Genomic DNA, 16,882 nt, shown 5'->3' on the forward strand with positions numbered 1-16,882 from the left:
CATGGCCGCCACGAAAAAGCTCGCGAAGTTCACCGTCACCGAGGCCGGCGAGGGCTTCAACCTGCACATCGAGGATGAGGGCGGGCAGGTGCTGGAGCTCAGCGCCACCCGCGACCAGGTCGACCTCATCGTCGACAAGCTCGACGAACTGCTGTCGCAGGACGATTCCGCCGACGAGATCGATGGCGAGGAGGCCGGCGACGACGAGGCGGACGAGGACGAGGTGAAGGACGACGAGATCGACGGCAAGAAGCGCTGAACGGTTCGCTCCGCAGGCGTCGCCCTGGGATCGCCTCGGCGGTTCGAGGGCGATGAGGTGGCGCGCGGTCCCGACCTGGAGCGAGTTCGCCCAAGGCGAAGTCGCTCCGGGGGGGGTCCGTGCCGCTGCCGTCACGTGGCGGGCGCGCGACGCGGGCGGTACCGGCTCCCGGCGGCCCGCACGGTGCGGGCGAGTTCCTTCCCAGCTTCGGGGACTTTCTGTTAACCTCGGCCTCCGACCGTCGCCGAAGGTCCCCGGAGCACCCGCATGAGGCCGAACCGCGTCGCCTGGTCCTTCCTCACCGCCGCAGGGCTGTGGGCGACCTCCCTGTCGCCCACCCCCTCGGCGGCACAGACGCCGCCCCAACCGGATTTCGGCGCCTGCCTGGCGCAGCTCAAGGGAGCGGCGGCGGCGCGTGGTATCTCGGCGGCGACGTTCGATGCCGTCACGGCCGGGATGCAGCCTAACGACGTGCTGCATTTCCAGGACGAACAGCCCGAGTTCACCACCCCGGTCTGGGACTATATGGCGGGCCTCGTCGACCAGGAGCGGGTGGATGACGGCCAGGCTATGCTGGCCCGCTATGGCGACGCGCTCGGCCGCATCGAGGCGCGCTTCGGGGTCAGCCGCTACGTGCTGGTGGCGCTGTGGGGCGTCGAATCTGATTACGGCAAGAACCTCGGCTATCGGCCGATCGTGCAGTCGCTCGCCACCCTGAGCTGCTACGGCCACAAGCCGCGCTACTACGAGGGCGAACTCTTCTCGGCCCTGTCCATCCTGCAGAACGGCGATACCAAGCCGGAACGCTTCGTCGGCTCCTGGGCGGGTGCCTTCGGCCAAACGCAGTTCATGCCCTCCACCCTGGCCCGCAATGCCGTCGACATGGACGGCGACGGCCATGCCGACATCATCGATTCCGTGCCGGACGCGCTCGGCTCCACGGCCAACTACCTGCGCAAGTCCGGCTGGGTGACGGGCGTGCCCTGGGGCATGGAGGTGCGGCTGCCGCCCGGCTATTCCGGCCCGGCCGGCCGCAAGGCCCACCACCCCATGGCGTTCTGGGCGGCGCGCGGCGTGAAGCGGGTCGACGGCGCGCCGCTCGGGGCCGGCAGCGCCGGGCTGCTGCTGCCGGCGGGCCGCAACGGTCCCGCCTTCCTGGTGACGGGCAATTTCGAGGCGGTCTTCGCCTATAATGCCGCCGAGATCTATGCGCTGGCCATCGGCCACCTGTCGGACCGCCTGCGCGGCGGCGGCCCGCTCGCCACGCCCTGGCCGACCGACGACCCCGGCCTCGCCCGGGTCGAACGCCGCGAGTTGCAGGAACGGCTGGCCGGCAAGGGGTTCGACATCGGCAACCGCGACGGCGTCATGGGCACCAAGACGCGCGCCGCCATCGCGTCCTTCCAGCAGTCCCTCGGGGTGAAGCCCGACGGGCGCGCCAGCGCCAGCGTGCTCAAGGCCCTGCAGGACGGGCGGTGAAGGGGCGGCCGGCGGGGGGCACGCCCCCGCCTCTGCTCCGTCAGAACGGCAGGCCGGGCAGGCTGCGGGTGTTCTCGGCCTTGACGGCCTGCAACTCCTCCGGCACATAGCCCAGCGCCTTCAGGATCGTCGGGGCGATCTCGGCGGTGCCGACCGGCGTCGCCACGGTCCGGGCCGCGATGCCGGGGCCCGCCACCACCAGCGGCACGTTGCGGTCCTCGAGGGCGAGGCCGCCGTGTTCGGCGCCCTTCTTGCCCGACGTGTAGACGACGCCCGGGTCGGTCCCCACCATGATGTCCGGGGCGCGGCTGTCGGTGGCGGGGTCGGCGAAGAGCGCCGCGACGGCGGCCGGCGGGTAGAGCGTGCCGATGCCGAGCGCGGCCCTGTCCTTCTCCAGCGCGGCGAGGGCCTCGGGCAGCTTCGCGGCCCGTTCGGAGGGCTTCAGCCAGATCAGGGCGCCGTCGTCGGCGTCGTGGAAGGCATGGCCGGGGAGCTTCTCGTAGGGCGCGTCGTCGGTCGGCCGCAGGCCGGCGGGGTCGATCGGCGACTGGCCGTGCTTGGACGACAGGACGATCAGCGTCGTGCCGTCGAGGCCGTTGACCTTCAACCCCTCCACCAGCCGGCCGAGCGCGCCGTCGACATAGTCGAACTGCGCGGCGAGCCCGTCGTTGGGCCGGCTCGAGGCGTCGGCATAGCCGCCCTTGGCCTCCGGTGGGTCGCCGGGGCCGGCCTTGGGCAGCTTCTGGCCGACGCTGACGGCCTGGAAGTTCATGCCGAACAGGGCCGGCACGCCCACCTTGCCGGCGCCCGTGCCGTCGAGGCCCCGCATCATGTTGAGCACGGCCGCCACGTGTTTCTCGTCGAAGTCCCGCTCGGCCGCGAAGGAGCCGGTCGTCTTGACTTTGGTGCCGGGGATCAGCGCGTCCTGCTCCACGGCGTAGAGCTCGTCGAGCCCCTGGCCCGATGGGCCGGCCAGCCACTCGTAGGCGGGGTGCTTGTCGGCCCAGGCGGTGCGGCCGCCGTGCCCGTGCACGACCTCGAAGATCGTGTTGGCCCGCAGGTAGTCGTGCGGGTAGACCGGCGCGCAGACCGTGCCGGTGAGGCGCAGCGGGAGCTTGGCGGCGTCGATCTGCGTCATGGGCTTGCCGATCGTGCCGCCGGCATCGGCGCGCTTCGGATCGACGTCGATCTCGGACGCGAAGGGGACTTCCGTCCCGGCCTCGCCCTTGCAGCCGGAGCCGGCCGGGAACAGCGTCCGGTCGTAGCTGTCGTCGTAGTAGACGCCGGTCGTGGCCGGGCCGCCGCCCGTCACCTGGGCGGCGAGGCCCGGGAAGCTGTCGGAGATCAGCGGCGTCATGGCCTGGCGGTAGGTCACCCCGGCCCGGCTCAGCCGGGCCAGGGCGCCGTTCGGATGGCGGGCCGCGTGCTCGGCGAGGTCGACCGCATGCATCCCGTCGATGCTGATCAGCAGCACGTGGGCGTAGGGCGCAGGGGCGGCGAAGGCGGCGGTGGTGGACAGGAGGGCGAGGGCGCCCGCGGCCGCGCGGCCGAACTGTGTCATGATCGAATCGTCCCTGCGAGGATGGTGGGGATGGGCTAGGCAGGGCTCATGACGGGTGCATGACGGCGGACGTGCTCGACCGCCGGCGTGCCTGGCGGCCGGCGTGCCGGTCCGACCTCGCCGTGCCGGACGACGGACGTCCGCGGGCGACATTGCGGTGGGACTCGCGGGAGTGGCACGGTTACAATCCGGCGTCGCTGCCCGCAGGTGAACTGACGTCCCATGCCATCGCAAACCACATTGTACTATGCGCCCGGGGCCTGCTCGCTCGCGCCCCACATCGCGCTCGAGGAGGTCGGGCTTCCCTTCGAGGCGATCCCGATCGACACGAAGGCCGGCGAACACCGGCGCGCCCCTTACCTCGCCATCAACGCCAAGGGACGGGTCCCGGCTCTGGCGGTCGACGATTGGGTGCTGACCGAAAACCCGGCCATCCTGCAGTTCATCGCGCGGACGGGCGAGGATGGGCGGCTTTGGCCGCAGGACCCGCGCCAGCAGGCCCGGGCGACGGAGTGGCTGGGCTGGCTGGCCTCCACCGTCCATGTCGCCTACGCCCACGTCCGCCGCGCCGAGCGTTACGCCACCTCGGACGCTGCCCTCGAGGACGTGCGCGCCAAGGGCGTCGAAGCGTGCCGGGACCTTTGGCGCGACGTGGACCGGGCCATCGGGCCGGGGCCATGGGCCCTCGGCGAGCTTTATTCGGTCGTCGACGCCTATCTCGTCGTGTTCTGGACCTGGGGACGCGGCCCCGTGCTGGGCTTCGACATCGAGCAGGCCTGTCCGACCTGGTCGGCCCATGCCCGTCGCATGGCCCTGCGGCCTGCCGTTCAAAGGGCGTTCCGACGCGAAGCCCTGCAGCTGCCCGGGGCGCCGGCCCCGAACCCCGCCGACCCGTGAGGCCTTCGCATGGATGAGCCGCCCGGATCCGACCTTCCCCGCAGCATCGCCGCCACCACCCTGCGATCGGACCGGCTCGTGCTGCGGCCCCTGCAGGCCGGCGATGCCGAGGCCATCGCGGCCCTCCTCGACGATGTCGAGGTCGTGCGCTGGACGAGCCGCATCCCCCATCCCTACCGGCTCGCCGACGCCGTCTACTTCCTCACCGAGATCGCCCCGCGCGAGACCTGCTGGGGCATCGCGGTCGCGGGAGGCGCCCTCGCGGGCGTCGGCGGACTGGCGGCCCGGGCCGATGCGCCCGATGTCGAGCTCGGCTACTGGCTGGGACGGCCGTTCTGGGGCCGGGGCTATGCCACCGAGGCGGCCGGGCTCATGCTGGACCAGGCCTGGTCCGAGGGGAGGGCGCGCGTCCTGTCGGGCTATTTCGACGGCAACCTGCGCTCGCGCCGGGTGCTCGGGAAGCTCGGCTTCCGCGAGGTCGGTCGCTCGACGCGGCACAACCTCGCCCTCGGCCGCGACCTGCCCCACGTCGACATGCTGGTCGAGCGTCCGGCGGCGTCAGGCTCCGCTGCGGCCGCCCCCGGTGGATGAACCCGCAGCGCCCCCGCGCAGCCCGATGTCGCGCCGGCAGAAGCCCTCGGGCCAGTCGAGCCGGTCCACCGCCGCATAGGCGCGGGCGCGGGCCGCTCCGGCATCGGGGCCGAGCCCCGTGAGGGTGAGGACGCGGCCGCCGTCGGCCAGGATGCGGCCGTCCTCGGCGCGGGTGCCGGCGTGGAACAGCGTGACGCCCTCGGCCGCGGCGGCGGCGTCGAGCCCGCGGATTTCGGTGCCCTTCAGCGGCGCGTCGGGGTAGCCGCGCGCCGCCACCACCACCGACACGCCGACCTCCGGCCTGAACCGCACCGGCCCCTCCGGCAGGGCGCCGCGGGCCACGGCGTCGAGCAGGGGCAGCAGGTCCTGGTCAAGCCGCGGCAGGAAGGCCTGGGTCTCGGGGTCGCCGAAGCGGACATTGTATTCGATCAGCTTCGGTCCCGCGGCCGTCAGCATCAGGCCGGCGAAGAGCACGCCCTTGAAGGGCGTGCCTCGCTCCGCGAGGCCGCGCAGCGTCGGCACGACGATCTCGGCCATGATGCGGGCTTCGAGCGCAGCGTCGAGCACCGGGGCGGGCGAGATGGCCCCCATCCCGCCCGTGTTGGGTCCGGTGTCGCCGTCGCCGACACGCTTGTGGTCCTGCGCCGAAGCGAAGGGCAGGGCGCGGGTGCCGTCGCAGAGCGCGAAGAAGGACAGTTCCTCGCCCTCCAGGAACTCCTCGATCACCACGGAAGCACCGGCCACGCCGAAGCCGCCCCCGAACATGAACTCCAGCGTGCGGGCGGCCTCGGCGCGGTCCGCCGCGATCACCACGCCCTTGCCGGCCGCGAGCCCGTCCGCCTTGATGACGGTGGGGTAGGGGATGGCGGCGAGATGGGCCTCGGCGGCCTCGCGGCTGTCGAACCGCCCGTAGCCGGCCGTCGGGATGGCGAAGTCGCGGGCGAGGTCCTTGGTGAAACCCTTCGAGCCTTCGAGCCGCGCGGCGGCGCGCGACGGGCCGAAGACCGGGATGCCGGCCGCCTCCAGCGCGTCGGCGACGCCCGCGACCAGCGGCGCCTCCGGGCCCACCACGACGAGGCCGACGGCTTCGCGCCGGGCCAGCGCCACCACGGCGGCGGGGTCGGTCGGGTCCAGCGCCAGGTTGGTGGCGATGGCGGCCGTGCCGGGGTTGCCGGGCGCGACGAGCAGCCTGCCGAGGCGCGGGCTGCCCGCCAGGGCCGCCGCGAGGGCATGTTCGCGGCCGCCCGCGCCGAGGATGAGGACGTCGATTCTGTCGGCCACTGGAGTGAGGTTCCCGCGCGTGAGGTGGTGGCGGCTTGTGCCACGGATCTCCGGCGGGTTCAAAAAGCGCTGCCCGAAGGCGGCGGCCCGGCGCCGGGCGCCATCCCCCGGCCCGGCCACGGCATGGCTTCACCGGCCCTTAATTCGCCGCCGTTAGCGTCGACAGGGTCGGGGGCCGTGAAGGGATGCAAGGCGCGCGATGGCGAGGGGGCGGGACAGGGATGGCGGACGACCCCAGCGCCGGGAGCCGCGTCTCGGCGAGGATCGCCAGGGCGATCTGCGCGCCTTCCCCGAGGATCGAGCCGGCGCCCGCGCCCGGCCCCGCGCCGCCCGCGACGACCGGCGCGAGCCCACCTTTTCCGAGGCCGACGACCGCCGGCCGCGCCGTGGCGAGATCGACGTGAGCCGCGAGCGCGGCGGTTCGGGCCGCAGGGGTTCGGGCGGCGGCGGGGGCGCGGGAGGGCGCGGCACGGGCCCTCGGCTGCGCCGCCGGCGCGGGCTGTTCGGCCACCTCGTCTACTGGTGCCTCATCCTCGGCATCTGGGGGGCGCTCGGCGCCGCCGGCACCGTCGTCTACGAGGCGAGCCGGCTGCCACCCATCGACACGCTCGAAGTGCCCAAGCGGCCCCCCAACATCGCCATCCAGGGCGACGACGGCACCCCGCTGGCCAACCGCGGCGACACGGGCGGCGCCGCCATCCGGCTGGCGGACCTGCCCGCCTACCTGCCCAAGGCCTTCGTGGCCATCGAGGACCGGCGCTTCTTCTTCCATCACGGCCTCGACCCCGCCGGCATCGCGCGGGCGCTGCTGGCGAACCTCGTCCACCGCGGCGGCGTGCAGGGCGGCTCCACGCTGACCCAGCAGCTCGCCAAAAACGTGTTCCTGACCCAGGAGCGCACCCTGTCGCGCAAGATCCAGGAAGCCATCCTGGCCATCTGGCTCGAGCACAAATACACCAAGAACCAGATCCTCGAACTCTACCTCAACCGCGTCTACTTCGGTTCCGGCTCCTATGGGGTGGAGGCGGCGGCGCTGCACTATTTCGGCCACGGCGCCGCCAAGGTCACGGTGGCGGAGGCCGCCATGCTGGCGGGGCTGATGAAGGCGCCGACGAAGCTCGCCCCCAACCGCAACCCGCAGGGCGCCATCGACCGCGCCGCGCAGGTGATCGGCGCGATGCGCGAGGAGGGCTACGTCACCGATGCCGTGGCCCGCGACGCGCTGGCCCATCCGGCCCATGCCGTGAAGGAGCGCGGCAACGGCGACGTGAACTACGCGGCCGACTACGTGATGGACATGCTCGACGACACGATCGGCGCCGTCGAGGAGGACATCGTCGTCACCACCACCATCAGCCCGGCGCTGGAGGCGGCCGGTGAGCGCGCGCTCGTCGACACGCTGAACAAGGGCGGCGGCAAATACGGCGTCAGCCAGGGCGCTCTGGTGTCGCTGGCGCCCGACGGGGCCATCAAGGCCCTGATCGGCGGGCGCGACTATGCCGACAGCCAGTTCGACCGCGCCGTCTCGGCCAAGCGGCAGCCCGGGTCCTCGTTCAAGCCCTTCGTCTACCTGTCGGCGTTGGAAGCCGGCCTGACGCCCGACTCGGTGCGGGAGGACGGGCCCATCACCATCAAGGGCTGGCACCCGGAGAACTACAGCCGCGAATATTTCGGGCCCGTGACGCTGACCAAGGCGCTGTCGCTGTCGCTCAACACCGTCGCGGTGCGGCTCGGCGTCGAGGTCGGGCCCAGGACCGTCGTGGCGACCGCACACCGGCTCGGCATCGCCTCCGAATTGCAGCCCAACGCCTCGATCGCCCTCGGCACCTCGGAAGTCTCGCCCCTGGAGCTCACCGCCGCCTACGCGCCCTTCGCCAACGGCGGCATCGCGGTGCAACCGCACATCATCACCCGGGTGAAGACCACGTCGGGCAAGCTGCTCTACCAGCGCCGCAACGCCAACCTCGGCCGCGCCGTCGACCCGGTCTACGTCGGCATGATGAACGCCATGATGGAGGAAACGCTGCTGACCGGCACGGCCCGCAAGGCCGAGCTGCCTGGCTGGCAGGCGGCGGGCAAGACCGGCACCAGCCAGGATTGGCGCGACGCCTGGTTCGTGGGCTACACGAGCCGCCTCGTCACCGGGGTGTGGTTCGGCAACGACGACGGCACCCCCACCCGCAAGGCGTCGGGCGGCAACCTGCCCGTGGAAGCCTGGAGCCGCTTCATGAAGGTGGCGCTGAAGGGGACCGTGCCGGTGCCGCTGCCCGGGGACTGGCACGCCCCGGCCGCGCCCGCATCCGACGGCACCCCGCTGGCCTCGCTCATCGACCGCACCAACGCCTTCCTCGGCGGCGGCAGCACGCCGGCGCCTCGCCCCGCGCCCGCGGCGGCGCCCTCCGGGGGGGCGCCCCCCACCACCGGCTCCATCGCGGCCGCGGCCCCGCCGCCCGGCGTCGACGACCCCCGCTACAGCGACGACCCGCTGCCGCCGGCGGTGGTGCCCGAGGAGGTTCCGCCGCGCCCGCGCCGCGCCGCGGCGTCGGGGGACGACCGCAGCCTGCTCGACAAGCTCTTCGGCGGGTAGCCAAGCCGATGCCGCCCGGCTCCGGGCGCGTTCCGGCGGAGGCGGAAGGGCCGAAGCGGCGAGGCAGCGGAGCGAAGCGCCTGACCGGCGATGCGACCCCGACGCCCCTCGGCCCTCCGATCGAGCCGCACCGCTCCGGCCTGCTCGATATCGGCGACGGCCACCGGATCCATTGAGGGTTCTGCGGCCACCCCGAGGGTCGGCCGGCGGTGTTCCGCCACGGCGGCCCGGATGCGGGGTGTGCCCCGGACCATCGTCGCCCGTTCGACCCCGCCCGCACCAACCTGCTGCCCAACCCGGCCTGAAGCGGGCAATACGCCGAGGACCGCTTCGCCCTGGCCTTCGCCCGCAGCGAGAGCCACTGCTTCGTCGACGGCGGCTTGCTGGCGGAGGGGCGGCTGCTGGGCGATGCCGGTCGGCTGCGCGGCATTCCCGGCGTCATCATCCAGGGGCGCTACAACCTCGCCACGCCGGCCTGCTCAGCCTGAGACCAGCACGGTGCCCTGGCCCGAGGCCGGGTTCCGCCTGGTCTAGAGCGCTTTCGCCTTCGGCGAATGCGCTCCAACTTCGAAGCGAGAGCAGTTCCATCGGCTTGGAGCCGCCAAGGCGACTCGGAGAAAGCCGATACTGCTCTAAGGCGCCGGCCACGCCTAGGACGAGCCCGGGAGCCTGCCGGAACTGCTGCGGGCGACGCATCGCCGTCTCGGCGAGGCCTGACCCGGTCGTCCTGCGGTGACGGTGCCGTCACGCCCGCCTGACGCCGCGCCGCCGTCCGTGCTAAGGCGTCGATGGAAGACCCACGCGCCGGCCCCGCACGCCGGGCGGCCTGCACCGGAACGGAACAGATGACAGCGGAGCTCCGGGCGCCTGGGCCCGATCTCGCGGCCGGCTTCAAGCTCGCCATGCGCCGGCTCGCCGCCACCGTGACCATCGTCACGGCCGGGCGCGAAGGCTCGCGCTTCGGCATGACGGCCACGGCCGTCACGTCGGTCACGGCGGCGCCGCCCACGCTGCTGATCTGCGTCAATCAAAGCGCCAGCATCCACGACATCATCGTGGAGACGGGGCACTACTGCATCAACATCCTCGGTACGCACCATGCCCCGCTGGTGGCGCCCTTCGGCGGCGGCGCCGGCGGCGAGGCCCGCTTCGGCCACGGCACCTGGAGCCACCGCGACGGCGGCGTGCCCTACCTCGACGACGCCCAGGCCAGCCTGTTCTGCGCCCTGCGCCAGACCGTGGCTTACGGCTCGCATTCGATCCTCATCGGCGAGGTGCAGGCGGTCCGGCTGTCCGATGCGATCGCGCCCCTGCTCTACCAGGACGGCGCCTTGGCGGCCTCTCGCGCGCTGGATCCCTGAGGCGCTCGTCTCAGCGACGTCTCGGGTCCGCCCGCGCCGGGCGGTTTGTTTTTTAGGAGTATGCGGCCTCAGTCGGCCGACAGCAGCCGCATCCTCGCCCTCGGATGGAATCGACCGGTCGCGCCTTCGTCGCCTCGACGAAGAGCACGCCGAAGTCACCCATAAAGCAGGGTGTCGAAACGATGAGAACGGCTATGGTCTGTGCGGTGGCGGTTTGAACCGACAAGCGGTCCGGCGATCCGGAGATCGACGCTAAACCGTATCGGCCATGCTGGGACTGGAGCGGGCGAAGGGATTCGAACCCTCGACCCCAACCTTGGCAAGGTTGTGCTCTACCACTGAGCTACACCCGCATCCGTGTCGCGCGGCGACGCGCTCTCTATGCCCCACCGGCGGGAGCGTGGCAAGGGGGTCGGGGGAAATTCACCGACCCCTCGACCCGAGCCGGGGACGTCAGCTTTCGCTGCTGGCCTTGATCTTCACGGGCCGCAGCAGGAACGACGGCACATGGTCGCCGAGGCCGATCACGACCTCGTCGTCCTCGTCGTGGCGGTACCGGCGATGCTCGCCGCGGCTGGGTTCCATGCGGGTCTCGTTCCGCCGCGCCGCGGGGCCGGGCGGCGGTGCCAGCGTGGCGTCCGGGCGCGACGTGCGGGCCGCCGGCGCCTCGGCGCGCTCGCGGGGAGTCGTGGCCCTCTCCTCCGAGCCGCGCGAACCGCCACGGGCCTCGCTGCGTCGGCTGCCCCGGCCCTCGCCGGCGCGCGCGTCGCTTGTCCGGCCGTCGCCGGCGCGCGCTTCGGGGCTGCGCGCCTCCGTCCCGCGGGTGTCGGCACCGCGCGGGTCCGTCCGGCGGCTGTGGCGACGCTCCCGGGAACCGCCGCGGGCGTCCACCACTTCCGATTCGGCCTCGCCCTCGGGCACCTCGTCCAGCGTCACGCCCTGCCAGTCGATCTTTTTCTGGATGAGCTTCTCGATGTCGTCGACGTAGCGCTGGTCGGCGCGGGTCACGATCGAGATGGCGGTGCCGCTGCGGCCGGCGCGGCCCGTGCGGCCGATGCGGTGGACGTAGTCTTCGGCGTGGGTGGGGACGTCGAAGTTGTAGACGTGGCTCACGGCGGGGATGTCGAGCCCGCGGGCCGCCACGTCCGAACAGACCAGCAGCGAGACCTGGTTGTTGCGGAAGGCGTCGAGCGACGTCATGCGCGAGCGCTGGTCCATGTCGCCGTGGAGGCAGCCGACCGAGAAGCCGTGCTTCTCCAGCGATTTCGTCAGCAGCGCCACGTCGCGCTTGCGGTTGGAGAAGATGATGGCGTTGGTGAGGTCCTCGGCGCTGCGGAGCAGCTTGCGCAGGGTTTCGCGCTTGGCGGGGCCGGGTGCCGAGGCCACGAGGGCCTGGGTGACGCCGGCGGCCGTCGAGGAGGCGCGGGCCACTTCGATCCGCGCCGGGTCGTGCAGGAAGGCCTCGGTGAGGCGGGTGATCTCGGGCGGCATGGTGGCCGAGAAGAACAGGGTCTGCCGGGTGAACGGCACGAGCTTGCAGATCTTCTCGATGTCCGGGATGAAGCCCATGTCGAGCATCCGGTCCGCTTCGTCGATGACCAGGATCTCGATGCCGGTGAGCAACAGCTTGCCGCGCTCGGCGAAGTCGAGCAGGCGGCCCGGCGTGGCGATGAGCACGTCCGCGCCGCGCGTGATCTTGGCTTCCTGGTCCGAGAAGGACACGCCGCCGATCAGCAGCGCCACGCTGACCTTGTGGTTGACGCCGTAGCGCACGAAGGCTTCCTCGACCTGCGCGGCGAGTTCGCGCGTGGGCTCGAGGATGAGGGTGCGCGGCATGCGGGCCCGGGCCCGGCCGGTTTCCAGCCGCGACAGCATCGGCAGCGTGAAGGCCGCCGTCTTGCCCGTGCCGGTCTGGGCGATGCCGAGGATGTCCCGGCCCTGCAGGGCGATCGGGATGGCCTGCTCCTGGATCGGCGTCGGCGTGGTGTAGCCGGTGGCCTCGACGGCCTGGAGGACCTTGTCACTGAGGCCGAGTTCGTTGAAATTCATCAGGTGATGCGTCTACCGTCGACGGAGCACGGCCGCGAGACCCGCGTAGAGCCGTGAAGGGACAGGCACGATCGATCGTGCGCCGAGGAGCGACGCGGGACGCCCATTGATGACCGTGAGATAGGCCCAAACCACGACAAGTCAACGACGCTGCGGGCCGCCGTGGTGGATTCGACGCCGAAACCGCGGTATGGGGCCGATCCAGGCCTCACCGGAGCCGGATCATCACGGCCAAGGGCGTCGCGGGGCTGGGTGCCGCCGGGCCGGGCGACGTCGCGCCGGCCGGGATCGATCCCGTCGGCATCGTGTCGACCCCGGCTTCCGCGGCGAGCTGGGCCGCCCTCGGCGACACCGGGCGCTCCGCCACCAGCGCGACGCGGCCCGAGCGGGACAGCCAGTCCAGCGTATGGGCGCCGGCGAGGCTCGCCACCGACAGGACGGCGGCGGCGACCGCGTACCACCGCACCGCCTGGCCCGTGCCCGTGTCCCCGTGATCCGCCATGGCCGTCCCCCTGCCGTCGTCTTGGCAGGATGGCCCCACGGCCTTGACGCTCCATTAAGCGTGAAGGGACCCTTGCCGCATCGCGTCGCTTTCGCGCGATGCCGTTCCGGCGCGGCGGGCCGGCGGGACGACGCCGTCAGACGTCCACGAGGTCGGCCGCCCCCGAGGCGCGCTCCTGGATGAAGGCGAACCGCGCTTCCGGCTTGTTCCCCATCAGCCGCTCGACGGCATCGGTGGTGCCGGCGTGGTCCTCCTCCTGCACCGTCACGCGCAGCAGCGTGCGCTTGGCGGGGTCCATGGTGGTGTCCTTCAGGTCGCGCATGGGCATCTCGCCGAGGCCCTTGAAGCGGCTGATCTCGACCTTGCCGCGCCCCGTCATGCCGCTCTTGAGGAGGTAGTCCTTGTGGGCGTCGTCGCGCGCGTAGACGCTCTTGGTGCCCTGGGTCAGCCGATAGAGCGGCGGCACGGCGATGAACAGGTGGCCGCCGTCGATCAGCTTGGGCATCTGCCGGAAGAAGAAGGTGATGAGCAGCGACGCGATATGGGCGCCGTCGACGTCGGCGTCGGTCATGATGATGACCTTGTCGTAGCGCAGCTCGCCGTCGCGGTAGTGGGCCCCGGTGCCGCAGCCGAGCGCCAGGCCGAGGTCGGCGAGCTGCTGGTTCTGGGCGAGCTTGTCGCGGGTCGCGTTGGCGACGTTGAGGATCTTGCCGCGCAGCGGCAGCACGGCTTGGCTGGCCCGGTCCCGCGCCTGCTTGGCCGAGCCGCCGGCGCTGTCGCCCTCGACGATGAACAGCTCGGAGCCCTGGGCGGCCGAGTTCGAACAGTCGGCGAGCTTGCCGGGCAGGCGCAGCTTGCGGGTGGCGGACTTGCGCGCCACGTCCTTGTCGGCCTTGCGGCGCAGGCGCTCGTCGGCCCGCTCGATGCTCCAATCGAGCAGCTTCGTCGCCTGCGAGGGCGCCGCCGCCAGCCAATGGTCGAAGGCGTCCCGCAGGACGGCGTCGACGATCCGCCCGGCCTCCACGGTCTGCAGCCGCCCCTTGTTCTGGCCCTGGAACTCCGGCTCGCGGATGAACACCGAGAGCAGCGCGGCGCAGTTCAGCATGACGTCGTCGGCCGTGACGTTTGCGGCCCGGCGGCTCTGGCCGATGCGCTCGGCATGGTCCTTGAGGCCGCGGAGCAGGGCGGTGCGCAGCCCGTTCTCGTGCGTGCCGCCGTTCGGCGTCGGGATGGTGTTGCAGTAGGAGTGGACGAAGCCGTCGTCGTCGCTGAGCCACGTCACCGCCCATTCGAGCGAGCCGTGGCCCCCCGGCCGCGTCACCTTGCCGGTGAAGGGCGCGTCGGCGACGAAGCTGCGGCCCTCGACCTCCTGGGCCAGGTGGTCCTTGAGGCCGCCGGGGAAGCGGAAGGTGGCCTCCTCGGGCGTCTTCGTGCCCTCGACGAGGCTCGCGGCACAGTGCCACCGCACTTCCACGCCGCCGAACAGGTAGGCCTTGGACCGCGCCATGCGGAACAGCCGCGCCGGCTCCATCCGGGCTTCGGCGCCGAAGATCTGCGGGTCGGGCTTGAAGCGCACCCGCGTGCCGCGCCGGTTGGCGACGCGGCCCACCGTCTCGAGCGGGCCCAGCACCAGCCCGCGCTCGAAGCTCTGCCGATACAGCGTCTGGCCGCGCGCCACCTCGACGTCGAGCCGCTCCGCCAGGGCATTGACGACGGAGATGCCGACCCCGTGCAGGCCGCCGGAGGTCTGGTAGGCGCCCGAATCGAATTTGCCGCCCGCATGCAGCGTCGTCATGATGACTTCGAGCGCCGAGCGGTCGGGGAACTTCGGATGGGGGTCGACCGGGATGCCGCGGCCGTTGTCCGTCACCGAGATGAAGCCGTCCGCCTCGAGCGCCACGTCGATGCGGGTGGCGTGCCCCGCCACCGCCTCGTCCATGGCATTGTCGATCACCTCGGCGAAGAGGTGGTGCAGGCCGGCCTCGTCGGTGCCGCCGATATACATGCCGGGCCGGCGCCGCACCGGCTCCAACCCTTCCAGCACCTCGATCGACGCGGCCGTGTAGCCGCTCTCGTCGGGCGTGCCGTCGCGGGGCGGCGCTGCGGCCGGTCGGCGGCGCCCGCGGCCGGCCTCGGCCGTGCCGGCGGCCGGCAGGCCGTCGTTCACCGGCGTATCGTCGTTCACCGGCGAACCGTCGTTCACCGGATGGGCGAACAGATCGTCGGGGGTGGCGACGGCGGCGACGGCGGCGGACCGTTTCGGCATCGAGAAACCTTCAGGGGATGCGTTGGCGGGAACAGACCGTGTACATACTCACGCAATGGTTAACATGAAAGCCTTGCGACGCCGAGTCCTCGCCGAGTGCCGGCGCGGTCGCGGGGCCGCCCGCGCGATGCGGCGATTCCCCCCGGCCGCGATCTGCTCTACAGGTGCGGCCCGCCGCCCGAGCCCCCGAGCCCGCTTGCCGTCCTCCCCCCGCCCGTCCCGCACCGGGCCTCCCGTCCCGACCGCGCCGTGAACCCGCTCGTGCTCGACGTGGGTCGCTCCATGATGGGGCGCGCCTGGCGCTCGCGCCTCGACGAGGACGGGTCGCGCCGTGCCATGGCGATCGCCCAGGCCCACGGCATGCCCGACATCCTGTCGCGCGTGCTGGCGAGCCGCGGTCGCGACGTCGCCGATTGCGCCGCCTTCCTCGATCCGTCGCTGCGTAGCCTCATGCCGGACCCCGACGCCATGGTCGACATGCCGGCCGCGGTGGACAGGCTCGCCCGCGCCGTGCGGGCGGGGGAGCGCGTGGCGGTGATCGGCGATTACGATGTCGACGGGGCGGCGGCGGCGTCCCTGCTGGTGGGCTATCTCCGGGCCGCGGGGCTGGATCCCGCCATCCACATCCCGGACCGGCTCGTCGACGGCTACGGCCCGAGCGTGCCGGCCGTCGACGCCCTCGCCGACGGGGGCGCGACGCTGCTGGTGACGGTGGACTGCGGTTCGACCAGCTTCGCGCCGCTCGAGGCGGCGGCCGGGCGGGGGCTCGACACGGTGGTGATCGACCACCACCAGGTCGGCGCCGAGCTGCCCCGGGCGGCCGCCCTGGTCAACGCCAACCGGCACGACGACCTGTCCGGCCTCGGCCACCTCTGCGCGGCGGGCGCGGTCTTCATGGTGCTGGTGGCGCTGCACCGGGCGTTGAAGCGCGACGGCTTCTGGGACGGCCGTGCGGCGCCGGACCTCCTCGCCGCCCTCGACCTCGTGGCGCTGGCCACGGTGGCGGACGTGGTGCCGCTCGTGGGGCTGAACCGCGCCTTCGTCGCCAAGGGCCTCGCCGTGATGGCGCGGCGTGGACGCCCGGGCCTCGCGGCGCTGTTCGACGTCGCCGGCGCCGAGGGCTCGCCGACGCCCTTCCACCTCGGCTATCTCGTGGGGCCGCGCATCAATGCCGGCGGTCGCATCGGCGATTCGGCCCTGGGGGCCCGCCTCCTGCTGACCGAGGACCCCGTCGCGGCGGCCGCCATCGCCGCCGACCTCGACCGGCTCAACCGCGAGCGCCGCGTCATCGAACTCGCCGCCGTCGAGGAGGCCGAAGCGGAGGCGCTGGCGGCCCTCGTCGGACACGATCCCGCCGTGGTGGTGGCGGCCGCGGAGGGCTGGCACCCCGGCATCGTCGGGCTGGTGGCGGCGCGCCTGCGCGAGCGCTTCGACCGCCCCGCCTTCGCCATCGCGCTGTCGGGCGGCAGCGGCACGGGCTCGGGGCGGTCGATCCCCGGGGCCGACCTCGGGGATGCGGTGAGGCAGGCCCTCGCCCAGGGGCTCGTGCTCAAGGGCGGCGGTCACGCCATGGCGGCGGGCGTGACGCTGCAGGCGGGCGCCGTCGCGGCGTTCCGCGACTTCCTCGCCGGGCATTTCGCCGAAGCCGTCGGCCGGTCCCGGGCCGAGGCGAGGCTCGACATCGACGCGACGCTCGGGGCGGGCGCCGCCACGCCCGAGCTGATCGGCGGCCTCGACGCCGCCGGGCCCTTCGGCGCCGGCGCGCCCGAGCCCGTCGTGGCGCTGCCGGGCCACCGCGTGGTGGACCACGGCACGATGGGGGACGGCCATCTCCGCGCCACGCTGGCGGCACGCGACGGCAGCCGCATCCGGGCCGTCGCGTTCCGGGCCGCCGGCACGCCGCTGGGGCAGGGCATCGCCGAAGCCCGCGGCCGCCTCGTCCATGCCGCCGGCACCCTGACGGTCAACCGCTGGGGCGGCGGGCAGGGGCGGGCCGAGCTGCGCCTCCTCGACGCCGCGCTCCTGCCCGACCAGCCGGGCTGAGGACGG

12 protein-coding genes and 1 tRNA gene are annotated in these 16,882 nt (G+C 72.9%); 7 read left to right on the plus strand and 6 right to left on the minus strand.

Annotated elements, in window-relative coordinates; genetic code table 11:
• Position 1: 1 nt before the first annotated feature.
• Together D3272_RS20895 and D3272_RS20900 are read left to right on the plus strand one after the other, a co-directional pair.
• On the plus strand, positions 2-259 hold the full coding sequence (locus D3272_RS20895) for a hypothetical protein (RefSeq protein WP_207210273.1): 258 nt from the start codon (positions 2-4) through the stop codon (positions 257-259).
• Positions 260-526: 267 nt separating this feature from the next.
• Entirely contained in the window at positions 527-1,738 is a 1,212-nt protein-coding gene (locus tag D3272_RS20900; protein ID WP_129221157.1) for a lytic murein transglycosylase, read from the plus strand.
• 40 nt (positions 1,739-1,778) lie between these two features.
• Here the strand turns inward: D3272_RS20900 and D3272_RS20905 are convergent, their stop codons facing one another.
• The gene (locus D3272_RS20905; protein ID WP_129221158.1) at positions 1,779-3,299 is read right to left on the minus strand and encodes an alkaline phosphatase family protein; all 1,521 of its coding nucleotides are present in this window, start codon (positions 3,297-3,299) and stop codon (positions 1,779-1,781) included.
• Positions 3,300-3,521: 222 nt separating this feature from the next.
• Between D3272_RS20905 and D3272_RS20910 the strand changes: the two genes are divergently transcribed.
• Together D3272_RS20910 and D3272_RS20915 are read left to right on the plus strand one after the other, a co-directional pair.
• Complete coding sequence (locus tag D3272_RS20910) at positions 3,522-4,196, plus strand: glutathione S-transferase family protein (RefSeq protein WP_129221159.1); 675 nt, start codon at positions 3,522-3,524, stop codon at positions 4,194-4,196.
• A gap of 9 nt (positions 4,197-4,205) precedes the next feature.
• Positions 4,206-4,787 (plus strand): GNAT family N-acetyltransferase, encoded by a 582-nt coding sequence (locus D3272_RS20915; protein WP_129221160.1) that lies wholly within the window; start codon positions 4,206-4,208, stop codon positions 4,785-4,787.
• Here the strand turns inward: D3272_RS20915 and purD are convergent.
• Positions 4,755-6,056: a phosphoribosylamine--glycine ligase gene (gene purD, locus D3272_RS20920; RefSeq protein WP_129221240.1), complete on the minus strand. Its 1,302-nt coding sequence runs from the start codon at positions 6,054-6,056 to the stop codon at positions 4,755-4,757. The genes D3272_RS20915 and purD overlap by 33 nt on opposite strands.
• Before the next feature lie 211 nt (positions 6,057-6,267).
• On the opposite strand from purD, the gene D3272_RS20925 reads away from it, so the two are divergent.
• Positions 6,268-8,655 (plus strand): transglycosylase domain-containing protein, encoded by a 2,388-nt coding sequence (locus D3272_RS20925; protein ID WP_129221161.1) that lies wholly within the window; start codon positions 6,268-6,270, stop codon positions 8,653-8,655.
• Positions 8,656-9,500: 845 nt separating this feature from the next.
• On the plus strand, positions 9,501-10,016 hold the full coding sequence (locus D3272_RS20930; RefSeq protein WP_129221162.1) for a flavin reductase family protein: 516 nt from the start codon (positions 9,501-9,503) through the stop codon (positions 10,014-10,016).
• A gap of 278 nt (positions 10,017-10,294) precedes the next feature.
• On the opposite strand, the gene D3272_RS20935 is transcribed toward D3272_RS20930, so the two are convergent.
• The 4 genes from D3272_RS20935 to parE form a co-directional block, all read right to left on the minus strand.
• Positions 10,295-10,369 (minus strand) — tRNA-Gly (locus tag D3272_RS20935).
• Between the two features lie 100 nt (positions 10,370-10,469).
• Positions 10,470-12,065: a DEAD/DEAH box helicase gene (locus tag D3272_RS20940; RefSeq protein ID WP_129221163.1), complete on the minus strand. Its 1,596-nt coding sequence runs from the start codon at positions 12,063-12,065 to the stop codon at positions 10,470-10,472.
• 208 nt (positions 12,066-12,273) lie between these two features.
• Entirely contained in the window at positions 12,274-12,567 is a 294-nt protein-coding gene (locus D3272_RS20945) for a hypothetical protein (RefSeq protein WP_129221164.1), read from the minus strand.
• A 136-nt stretch (positions 12,568-12,703) separates the two neighbouring features.
• Positions 12,704-14,752, minus strand: coding sequence for a DNA topoisomerase IV subunit B (gene parE / locus D3272_RS20950; protein WP_428978009.1), 2,049 nt, complete (start codon positions 14,750-14,752; stop codon positions 12,704-12,706).
• A 363-nt stretch (positions 14,753-15,115) separates the two neighbouring features.
• Here parE and recJ point away from each other — a divergent pair, with 363 nt between their 5' ends.
• Positions 15,116-16,876 carry a single-stranded-DNA-specific exonuclease RecJ gene (gene recJ / locus D3272_RS20955; RefSeq protein ID WP_129221241.1) on the plus strand — a complete coding sequence of 587 codons (1,761 nt, stop codon included), beginning with the start codon at positions 15,116-15,118 and terminating at the stop codon, positions 16,874-16,876.
• Positions 16,877-16,882 lie beyond the last annotated feature (6 nt).

Source organism: Lichenibacterium ramalinae (assembly GCF_004137085.1).
GTDB lineage: Bacteria > Pseudomonadota > Alphaproteobacteria > Rhizobiales > Beijerinckiaceae > Lichenihabitans > Lichenihabitans ramalinae.